This is a genomic window from Streptomyces aurantiacus JA 4570 (assembly GCF_000414115.1).
Taxonomy (GTDB): Bacteria; Actinomycetota; Actinomycetes; order Streptomycetales; family Streptomycetaceae; genus Streptomyces; species Streptomyces aurantiacus_A.
Genome location: NZ_AOPZ01000039.1, coordinates 21,684 through 31,949, shown reverse-complemented (window position 1 = coordinate 31,949; position 10,266 = coordinate 21,684). Strand labels below are relative to the sequence as shown.

The 10,266-nt window shown below is 71.8% G+C and carries 7 protein-coding genes and 1 riboswitch; of the genes, 4 read left to right on the top strand and 3 right to left on the bottom strand.

The features are described from left to right. Positions 1-1,444: DUF5691 domain-containing protein (locus STRAU_RS05280; protein WP_037657651.1), on the top strand; the 1,444-nt coding region annotated here is incomplete at its 5' end. Positions 1,445-1,549: 105 nt separating this feature from the next. Here STRAU_RS05280 and STRAU_RS05275 read toward each other — a convergent pair. After that, on the bottom strand, positions 1,550-1,966 hold the full coding sequence (locus STRAU_RS05275; RefSeq protein WP_037657649.1) for a coenzyme B12-dependent isobutyryl CoA mutase small subunit: 417 nt from the start codon (positions 1,964-1,966) through the stop codon (positions 1,550-1,552). Between the two features lie 469 nt (positions 1,967-2,435). On the opposite strand from STRAU_RS05275, the gene STRAU_RS05270 reads away from it, so the two are divergent. After that, positions 2,436-3,290, top strand: a complete 855-nt coding sequence (locus STRAU_RS05270; protein WP_037657648.1) for an esterase/lipase family protein — start codon at positions 2,436-2,438, stop codon at positions 3,288-3,290. Positions 3,291-3,465: 175 nt separating this feature from the next. Continuing rightward, a complete protein-coding gene (locus tag STRAU_RS05265; RefSeq protein ID WP_106967815.1) occupies positions 3,466-5,193 on the top strand; it encodes a M23 family metallopeptidase in 1,728 nt (575 codons plus the stop codon). Positions 5,194-5,329: 136 nt separating this feature from the next. On the opposite strand, the gene pcrA is transcribed toward STRAU_RS05265, so the two are convergent. Further along, positions 5,330-7,849, bottom strand: coding sequence for a DNA helicase PcrA (pcrA, locus tag STRAU_RS05260; RefSeq protein ID WP_016639206.1), 2,520 nt, complete (start codon positions 7,847-7,849; stop codon positions 5,330-5,332). A 322-nt stretch (positions 7,850-8,171) separates the two neighbouring features. Continuing rightward, positions 8,172-8,327: riboswitch (cyclic di-AMP (ydaO/yuaA leader) on the top strand. An 8-nt stretch (positions 8,328-8,335) separates the two neighbouring features. On the opposite strand from pcrA, the gene STRAU_RS05255 reads away from it, so the two are divergent. Then, positions 8,336-9,589, top strand: coding sequence for a C40 family peptidase (locus STRAU_RS05255; protein WP_016639205.1), 1,254 nt, complete (start codon positions 8,336-8,338; stop codon positions 9,587-9,589). Positions 9,590-9,655: 66 nt separating this feature from the next. On the opposite strand, the gene STRAU_RS05250 is transcribed toward STRAU_RS05255, so the two are convergent. Further along, a complete protein-coding gene (locus STRAU_RS05250) occupies positions 9,656-10,009 on the bottom strand; it encodes a hypothetical protein (RefSeq protein WP_016639204.1) in 354 nt (117 codons plus the stop codon). Positions 10,010-10,266: the final 257 nt, after the last annotated feature.

Sequence of the window (10,266 nt, the reverse complement as noted above, 5' to 3'; positions counted from 1 at the left end):
GCGGGGCCTGCGCGCCGCCCCCGCCGCGGAGCGCCCCGAGCCCGCGCCCGAGGACGGCCGCCCGGTCGTCCCCGCTGCGGCCCGGCGCAGGCTCACGACGCTGCTCGCCGACCACACGGGCGCGGGCGGCGGCCGCCGCGGCACCGCGCCCGACCTGATGGAACTGCTGCCCCAGTGGCTGACCCTGGCCAACGACCGGGGCTTCGCCGCACCACCGGAGCTCTTGCCCGCCCTCCTGAACGCGGCCCGGGGACGCACCGACCTGCGCCCTCAGGCCCTGGTCTTCGCGGGCCCCCGCGCCCAGTGGCTGGCCCGGCTCAACCCGGACTGGAAGTTCGCGCTGCGGGCGGCGCCGGGCCGCATCCCCGCGCCCGGCCCGCAGGAGCAGGGGGGCCTCCAGCGCCGCTGGCAGGAGGGCCTGTTCGCGGAACGCGTCGCGCTCCTGGCCGCTCTCCGGGCCCGCGACCCGGACGCCGCGCGGGAGTTGCTCTCCGGCACGTGGGCGACGGAGCGCGCCGAGGACCGGCTGATGTTCCTCGACTCGCTGCGTACGGGGCTGCGTCCGGCCGACGAGCCGTTCCTGGAGCAGGCGCTGGGCGACCGCAGCCGTAACGTCCGGGCCACCGCGGCCGAGCTGCTCTCCGCCCTGCCGGACTCGGCGCTCGCCGCCCGCATGGCGGACCGCGCCGCGTCCTGCGTGGCCCTGGACCGCACCGCGAGCGCCCCCGCGCTCACCGTGGAAACGCCGCACGAGTGCGACGCGGGCATGGAGCGGGACGGCGTCGCGCCGAAGCCGCCCGCCGGGCGCGGCGAACGCTCCTGGTGGCTGGGGCAGTTGGTGGAGGCCGCTCCCCTGACGTCCTGGCAGCGTCGGCTCGGCGACCGCTCACCGGCCGACATCGTGGCCCTGCCCGTGGCGGACGACTGGCGGGGCGAGCTGCACGCCGCGTGGTGCCGCGCCGCCGTCCGGCAGCGGGACGCGAACTGGTCGCGGGCGCTGCTCGGCTCCCCGTCGTCGCCGGATGCCGCGGGCCCGGGGGCGGTCTCCCTCGCGGAGCGCGCCAAGCTCCTCACCACGCTGCCCGCGTCCGAACGGGCCGAGTGGGTCGCGGGGTTCATCGACTCGCACGGCCTCTCGGAGGCGTTCCAGTTGCTCGGGGTGTGCGCGGTGCCGTGGGCGCCCGCGCTCGGCCGTGCGGTGGTGGACGCGCTGAACATCGCCCGTGACGCGGGCAGCTACCCCTGGAGCTTCAGCGGGGTGATGGGCCTGGCGGAGCGCTGCCTCGACCCGGCGGAAGTGGTGCGCCTGGAAGCCCTGACGGCCGTACCGGACGAGCCCGAGGACGCCTCCCCCGGAGCGGGCGGCTACTGGTCGGAGGCATTCCAGCGCCTGGTCAGCACGTTGCGCCTGCGCGCGGCGATGCGCGCGGAACTGGACGGGTGAGACGTGGGGCCGGGCGAGGGCCGCGTGGCGCTGGGGCACGAGGAGACCGGGCGCGCAGGGCCCAGGGGGCCGGGGCCCACCCCGGCCTCCGGGGACCGCGGAGGCTCACGCCTCGGTCGGATGCCGCACGTTCTCCCGCACCCACTCCACGATGGCCGTGGTCGTCGCCCCGGGTGTGAAGATCTCGGCGACGCCCTTCTCCTTCAGGAGCGGGATGTCCTCCTCGGGGATGATCCCGCCGCCGAAGACCTTGATGTCCTCCGCGTCGCGCTCCTTGAGGAGCTCGATGACCCGGGCGAAGAGAGTGTTGTGCGCGCCGGACAGGATGGAGAGACCGATCGCGTCGGCGTCCTCCTGGATCGCCGTGTCGACGACCTGCTCGGGCGTCTGGTGCAGGCCGGTGTAGATGACCTCCATGCCGGCGTCGCGCAGCGCCCGCGCGATCACCTTGGCCCCGCGATCGTGGCCGTCGAGCCCCGGCTTGGCGACCACCACGCGGATCGGACCGGCTGCCACACCCATCACTGCCTCCATGTACAGAAAGCCGTCTGCGGGATCCCCGGAGCTCCAGGAATCCCGTCCGTGCAAGGAAACCCCGCTGTTCCGGCACGGACACCCCGCGCCGCACCGGCCGGGCAGGTGAACGAACGTTATCTCCAGCATCGCGCAGCCCGCAGTTTCGTGGTGGAGAGCGAGGGGGAAATCACACGGTGGGACACGTTCGCTGCGCGCCGCTTCCGTATCAACCGGCACAGGGGCCGGATCCGCCCGGGCACTCGGGCCGCATCCCGCCCGCCGCCGGGCCGCGTCGGGGGTCGCGCGAGGGGAGCCGCTTGCGAGGTCGCCGCACCACCGCGCCGTCAGCCGCACGGCCAGGAGCGCGCCACCGATGGCACGCCGCACCACGGGAAGGGCACGCCTCATTTCCGGCTTCCCATGAGAGGCACACGGGGGACAGAGGCGTCTTCCGCGTGCCGACCGGGAGGTCGACATGACGCTCACGAGGGTCCAGCCCTTTCGCCGCTGCAGCTCCTTGCTGCCCGCCACACTGGCGGGACTGCCGCTCGCGCTGCTGAAGGCGACCGCGCTCGAACTCGCGATCCTCGCCGGGCACCTCCTGCTCTATCCATCGGGCATCACACAGGAGCGCAGGACGACTCCCCCGCCACCCCCGCCGGACGCCCCGCGCCTGCCCGCGCAGGACAAGCCCCCGGTCCTGCTCCTGCACGGCTTCATCGACAACCGCTCGGTGTTCGTGCTGCTGCGCCGCAACCTCGCCCAGCACGGCAGGCAGCACCTGGAGTCCCTCAACTACTCCCCGCTCACCTGCGACATCCGCGGGGCCGCCGAGTTGCTCGGCCGCCACATAGAAGAGATATGTGAGCGCACGGGCCACGACCGCGTCGACATCGTCGGCCACAGCCTCGGCGGCCTCATCGCCCGCTATTACGCGCAACGCCTCGGCGGCGACGTACGCGTACGCACCCTGGTCACCCTGGGCACGCCGCACTCGGGCACCCGCGTGGCGCCGCTCGCGGACGCGCACCCGATCGTGCGCCAGATGCGGCCGGGGTCGGACGTGGTGGAGGAGCTGCGCGAGCCCGCGCCCGGCTGTCGTACGCAGTTCGTGAGCTTCTGGAGCGAGTTGGACCAGATCATGGTCCCGGTGGAGACGGCCTGCGTCGACCACCCCGACCTGATCGCGCAGAACGTGCGTGTGTCCGGCATCGGCCATCTCGCCCTGCCCGTGCACCCGGCGGTCGCGGCCGCCATCCGCCAGGCCCTGGACCTCGCCGAGCCTGCCATGGACACCCCGGCGGCCGCCGACGGCCTCACGGTCGCCTGACAGTCGGCGCGCCGCCGTGACGGCCGGGCGCGTGCCCCACTCCTTCCGGAACGCGTTCCGCGCCCCGCCGAGCGAGTCCGCGTACCCCGCCGACGCGTGATTCCGCTTCCCGAAGTCGAACGAATCTCGAACACAGAGCCAAAGCTGTGCCCGGGGACCGCCGAAAGACGGCCGAATGCCCGTTTCCTGCGAACGGGAAACCTGGGGAAGATTGTCGCGCCCGCGTACCGCCGGGTACAGTCGCGGCACTGCTCTGCCAGCCCATGCTGTCGAGGCGAAAGAGAAGTTGGTGAACGACCGTCCCCCGCCGGGGCCCCCCACTCCGGCCCCGGCACCCGACGCCGACTACGCGCCCTATGGGTCATACGACCAGCAGAGCGCGCAGCACGTCGGTTACACCGGGTACGACGGTTACGACGGATATTCCACCGGCACTTTCTCCGCCACCGGTTTCAACGCCCCGGGCGACTATGACGCAACGGGCGGCTACGACACTTCCGGTTCCGGTTTCGCCGTGCCCACCACGGGTTTCGCCGCCGATCCGCTCTTCGGCGACATGCCGGGCACCGGCCACGACACCGGCCAGTGGTCCACGACCGGCCCGCAGCAGACCCTCACGTACGACGCGTACGCCGCGCAGCCCGGGTACGACACCGGCAGCCACGACACGACGGGCACCTGGGGCGGCGGTTACCAGCCGCTCGCGGACATCCCGTCCCAGCCGGGCCCCGACTCCACCGCCACGTGGGACGCCACCGCCTGGAACGAGGGCCCGGCGACCGGCCAGTGGGCGACCCAGGTCTTCGACACCGGCGCGTACGACGCCACCGCCTGGAACTCCGGCGGCCACGAGATGTACGACGGCCGGCAGCACGACCCGTACGAGGCGTCCCGGCAGCACGACGGCTATGAGGCCGCGCAGCAGCACGACGCGTACGAGCGTGACACCACGTACGACGCGCAAGACAGCTACGACACCGGTGACGCCCCGCGCGCGTTCGCGCCCGAGGAGGTGCCCGCCGACACGCTCGGCGGCATCGAACCGGGAACCGGCCTAGCCGACCACGCCGGACAGGACGACCCTGCCGGGCACCCGGACGTCGCCCCCGCCGACCGCCCGGAGCGCTCCCGCTCCTCCCGGTCGGCCGCGCCCCGCGGCGGCCGCTCGCGCTCCCGCCGCTCCCCCGCCAAGCGTTCGGCGCTGCTCACCGTCGCCGTGCCCTCGGCGTGCGTGATGGGCGTCGCCGGTGTGGCCGCGGCGTCCGTCGGCAACTTCGGCGGCGGGGACGAGGACAAGGACGCGCGGGCGTCGGCGCCGGACCCGGCGACGGTGAAGCCGTCCACCGCCAACAACAAGCTCGACACCCAGCTGGCCAACCTCTCCGCGGACGCGGGTGACTTCGCGGACCGCGCGAGCCGCACGCAGGAGCGCATCGACCTCAAGGCGCAGAAGGAGGCGGCGCACAAGAAGGCCGTCGCCGAGGCCGCGCGCAAGGAACGGCTGCGGCCCAAGTTCGCGCTGCCGGTCGCGCAGCGCGGCCTGAGCGCCTACTACGGCCAGGCGGGCATCAACTGGATGTCCGCGCACTCCGGGATCGACTTCCCGGTGTCGTACGGCACGGAGGTCAAGGCCGCGACCGACGGCACGGTCTCCACGAAATACAACAGTGCCTACGGGAACATGGCGATAGTGACCGCCAAGGACGGCACGGAGACGTGGTATTGCCACCTCTCCACTCACAAGGTCGCCAGCGGTCCCGTGAAGGCGGGCGACACCATCGCCTACTCCGGGAACTCCGGCAACTCCACCGGCCCGCATCTGCACTTCGAGGTCCGCCCCGGAGGCGGCTCGGCGATCGACCCGCTGCCGTGGCTGCGCAGCCACGGGCTCGACCCGACGTAGACACCCGTCGGCTCAAGCAGCTCCGGCTCAAGCGGCTCCTGAGGGTGCAACTCCAGCCCCCGTCGCTGGAGTTGCACCGTTGAGAGTGTCTCCCGTGGCCCTGGGTGAGGGCCACAGCTTTTCTGTCCTGGGACGGCTACAGCTTTTCCACCGGCGCGTACCGCAGCAGCAGCCGCTTCGGCTTCTCCTCGCCGAAGTCCACCGTGGCCTCGGCGTTCGCCCCTGTGCCCTTCACTCCGACCACCGTGCCGAGGCCGAACTGGTCGTGCGTGACACGGTCTCCGACCGCCAGCGAGACCACCGGCTTCTCCGACGCGCGGCGCGTGGCGAAGCCCTGCGCGCCGCCCGCGCGGGAGCGCGACGACGACAGCGAGGACGCGATCGAGGCGGCGGGGCCGGACGACGCGGGCGCGCCGACGGAGCCCTTCCGCTTCCAGTCCAGGTGGGCTTCCGGGATCTCCTCCAGGAAGCGCGACGGCGGGTTGTACGACGGCTGGCCCCAGGCGCTGCGCATGGAGGACCGCGTCAGATACAGCCGCTCCCGCGCGCGCGTGATGCCGACGTACGCCAGGCGGCGCTCCTCCTCCAGCTCCTTGACCTGGCCGAGGGCGCGCATGTGCGGGAACACGCCGTCCTCCATGCCGGTGAGGAACACGACGGGGAATTCGAGGCCCTTGGCGGTGTGCAGCGTCATCAGCGTGATGACTCCGGAGCCGTCGTCCTCTTCGTCCGGGATCTGGTCGGAGTCGGCGACGAGGGCGACGCGCTCCAGGAAGTCGGAGAGCGATCCGGCGGGAGCGGCACCTTCCGGGGCCTCCGGGGTCTCCGTGCCCTCGGCGGCGGTGTCCGCACCCGGGGCGGCGCTGTTGTCCTGCTCGAACTCCAGGGCCACGGCGGCCAGCTCCTGGAGGTTCTCGATGCGCGTCTCGTCCTGCGGGTCGGTGGACGACTGCAGCTCGGCGAGATAGCCGGTCCGCTCCAGAACCGCCTCCAGGACGACGGCCGGGCCCGCGCCGGACTCGACGACGGTGCGCAGCTCCTCCATGAGCGTGTTGAAGCGCCGCACCGCGTTCGTGGAGCGGGCCGCCATGCCGTACGCCTCGTCGACGCGGCGCAGCGCCTGCGGGAAGGAGATCTTCTCGCGCTGCGCGAGCGCGTCGATCATCGCTTCCGCGCGGTCGCCGATGCCGCGCTTCGGTACGTTCAGGATGCGGCGCAGCGGGACGGAGTCCTCGGGGTTGGCGAGGACCCGCAAGTACGCGAGGACGTCGCGGACTTCCTTGCGCTCGTAGAAGCGGACGCCGCCGACGACCTTGTAGGGCAGGCCGACGCGGATGAAGATCTCTTCGAAGACACGGGACTGCGCGTTCGTGCGGTAGAAGATCGCCACGTCGCCGGCCTTGGCGTCGCCCGCGTCGGTGAGGCGGTCGATCTCGTCGGCGACGAACTGGGCCTCGTCGTGCTCGGTGTCCGCCACGTAACCGGTGATGCGGGCGCCGGCGCCGGCGTTGGTCCACAGGTTCTTGGGGCGGCGGCTCTCGTTGCGCTCGATGACCGCGTTGGCGGCGGTGAGGATCGTCTGCGTCGAGCGGTAGTTCTGCTCCAGGAGGATCGTCGTGGCGTCCGGATAGTCCTCCTCGAACTGGAGGATGTTGCGGATCGTGGCGCCGCGGAAGGCGTAGATGGACTGGTCGGCGTCGCCCACGACGCACAGCTCGCCCGGCCCGTCAGCGTCACTGCCCTCTCCGGAGGGGCCCACCAGCTCGCGCACGAGGGCGTACTGCGCGTGGTTGGTGTCCTGGTACTCGTCCACCATCACGTGGCGGAAGCGGCGGCGGTAGTGCTCGGCGACGTCCGGGAAGGCACGCAGGAGGTGGACCGTCGTCATGATCAGGTCGTCGAAGTCGAGGGCGTTGGCCTCGCGCAGCCGCGACTGGTACATCGCGTACGCCTGGGCGAGGGTCTTCTCGAAGCCGTCCGCCGCCTGGGCGGCGAAGTCCTCCTCGTCGATCAGCTCGTTCTTCAGGTTGGAGATCTTGGCGCTGAAGGACTTCGGCGGGAACTTCTTCGGGTCCAGGTCGAGGTCGCGGCAGACCAGGGCCATCAGGCGCTTGGAATCGGCGGCGTCGTAGATCGAGAAGGAGGACGTGAAGCCCAGCTTCTTGTACTCCCGGCGGAGGATGCGTACGCACGCGCTGTGGAACGTCGACACCCACATCGCGCCCGCGCGCGGGCCGACGAGCTGCTCGACGCGCTCCTTCATCTCGCCCGCGGCCTTGTTCGTGAACGTGATCGCGAGGATCTGGCCGGGGTGCGCGCCGCGCTCCGCGAGGAGATACGCGATGCGGTGGGTGAGCACGCGCGTCTTGCCGGAGCCGGCGCCCGCGACGATGAGCAGGGGGGAGCCGGCGTGCACGACGGCCGCGCGCTGGTTCTCGTTCAGGCCGTCGAGCAGCGCCGCCGGGTCGATCGCGGGGCGGGGGGCGCCGTCCCTGTAGTACCCGTCCCGGGGTGCGGGCGCGTCGAACTTCCCGTGGAACAGGTCGTCCGGAATGGGCTCCGGAGCGCTGTCCTCGGGCGGCGGCGGGGGTTCCTCGTCGTGGCCCTGCGAGGGCTTGAGGTCCGCCAGGAAGCTGTCGTCAAAGAGGCTGCTCATCGCCTCCCGAGTCTAGGCGGCCCCACTGACAACCCGCCCCGGGTTCCGGGAGGCCGCCCTGTTGCCGCCGTGTTCCGGCCATTCCTGCGCCGTACGCCCGGGCTGTCCCTGCGCGACAGCCCGGGCCATCCCTGCGCTGCGCGCCCGGGGCGTCACGGTGCGCCACGGCCGGGGCTGCCCGCGTCAGGGCGGCGCCAAGGGCTTCGCAAAGTCACGAAAATGTATCGGGCATATCGAACATCAACCTTCCCTCGCGCCGCACCAGTTGGCTAGCGTGCTGCGCGGGCCGCACGTCCCCCCACCGGCGAACCCCGCCGGGCACGCGCGGCCTCCGCCGAGTCCGACGCGTTCGGAGCCGGGGACCCACCATGTTCCTGGGGTGAATCGGTCCCGTACGCAGTACGGGACGGTAGGGCAGCCTTCCGACGTACCCGCCCGAACCCGACAGCTAACCCGGTAGGCGGTCCACGGAAGGAGTCGCCAGCTTTGGCGTCGCACCGCAAGCCGCGCAGCCGCTCAGCCCTCATCCGCACCACCCCGGCCCTCGGCATCACGACCGCCGCCCTGACCTCGGTGGCCCTGCTCTCGCAGAGCGCGAACGCCGCGCCGTCCGCCCCCGCCGAGCCCGGGAAGCCCAGCCTCGAAGAGGTCCAGAAGAAGGTCGACGACCTCTACCACCAGGCCGGAGTGGCCACCCAGAAGTACAACTCCGCCAAGGAGCGCACCGACAAGCAGCGCAAGAAGGTCGACCGGCTCCTGGACGACGTGGCCAAGCGCACGGACAGCCTCAACGAGGCCCGCCGGGAGCTCGGCTCCTTCGCCGCCGCGCAGTACCGCACCGGGGGCGTCTCCGAGACCGCCACGATGATGCTCGCCGACGACCCGCAGGGCTTCTTCGACCAGAACCACCTCGCCGACCGGCTCACCAACCGGCAGAAGAAGGCCGTCGACGACTACCAGACGCAGCAGGCCGCCGCGACCAAGCAGCGCGCGAAGGCCGCGAAGAGCCTGAAGACGCTCGGCGACTCGCGCGACGACCTGAAGGCGAGCAAGCAGACCGTCCAGACCAAGCTGACCGAGGCGCGCTCGCTCCTGTCGAAGCTGACCGCCGAGGAGAAGGCGCGGCTCGCCGCGATCGAGAAGCGGAAGGAAGAGGCCGCCAAGCGCAAGGCCGCCGAGCTGGCGCGCAAGCAGGCCGAGGCGGAACGCAAGCGGAAGGCGGAGGAGGCCGCGGAGCGGCGGGAGCGGGAACGGGAGCAGGGGCAGGACCAGGGATCGGGTTCGGGGTCCGGTTCCGGGTCGGACACCGGCTCAGGGTCGGGATCCGGCTCCGGCTCCGGGGCGGACACGGGCTCGGGATCGGGGTCCGGCAGCACGGACGGCAGCTACGCCGCCAAGGCCGAGAAGGTGATCGCCTTCGCCGAGAAGCAGATGGGCAAGCCCTACGTGTGGGGCGCCACCGGACCGGACTCCTTCGACTGCTCCGGGCTCACCCAGGCCGCCTGGAAGACCGCCGGCATCTCACTGCCGCGCACCACGTGGGACCAGGTGAAGGTCGGCACGAAGGTCTCGACGTCCAGCGCCGAGCCGGGCGACCTGGTCTTCTTCTACGACGACATCAGCCACGTCGGCATCTACATAGGCAACGGCAAGATGATCCACGCCCCGAAGCCGGGCGCGAACGTCCGGGTCGAGTCGATCTACTACATGCCGATCCACAGCGTGGTGCGGCCCGCGTAATCGATGTCTACGTAGAGGCGGTCTACGCCCAGCTGTCTACGTAGAGGCGGTCTATGTGGGGGCGGTCTACGTCCAGAGGACGGCGATGAAGATGTTCGCCGTCGTCAGGGCGCCGACCGCCCCGAACATCCCCTTGTCGACCTTCTCCTCGTCCCGCTTCACGTACACGAGCGCGAGGATCACGATCAGCAGCGCGAGCTTGACGCCGATCTTGAGGTTGTTGACCGTGTTGTCGTCGGCCTGATTGAGGCCGACCAGGACCACACCGGTGACCAGCATGGTCAGCGCGCCGTGCAGCATCGCGGGGCTGAAGCGGGCCGTTCCCTCGCCCATCGCCTTCATCTGGGTGAGGAAGCCGCCCAGGAGCGAGGCGATGCCGATGATGTGCAGGCCGACGAAGAGATGGATGAGTACGTCCATGGGGCGGAGCCTAATTCGCGGCCGGCGCACGCGGCCGGGCGGGTCGGCCCGGGCCGCCCGGGGAGCCCTGCCACTACCCGTGGGGCTGCCACCGCCCGGAGCCCTTCACGCCCGGAAGTCCTGTCGCCGCCCGGAGGGCCTTAGCACCCCTCACCAGACAGGCGGGCCACAAACGCCACATCGGTCACCCGGGGCGCGAAACCGGTCACCGAGGCCGAGTCGGCCCGCTCGCATCCGTTCAGTCCTCGCCCCGCATG

Coding starts and splice junctions, on each gene's coding strand:
- pcrA (WP_016639206.1), bottom strand. CDS start 7,849: ATGAGCAGCCTCTTTGACGACAGCTTCCTGGCGGACCTCAAGCCCTCG.
- STRAU_RS05270 (WP_037657648.1), top strand. CDS start 2,436: ATGACGCTCACGAGGGTCCAGCCCTTTCGCCGCTGCAGCTCCTTGCTG.
- STRAU_RS05250 (WP_016639204.1), bottom strand. CDS start 10,009: ATGGACGTACTCATCCATCTCTTCGTCGGCCTGCACATCATCGGCATC.
- STRAU_RS05275 (WP_037657649.1), bottom strand. CDS start 1,966: ATGGGTGTGGCAGCCGGTCCGATCCGCGTGGTGGTCGCCAAGCCGGGG.
- STRAU_RS05265 (WP_106967815.1), top strand. CDS start 3,466: ATGCCCGTTTCCTGCGAACGGGAAACCTGGGGAAGATTGTCGCGCCCG.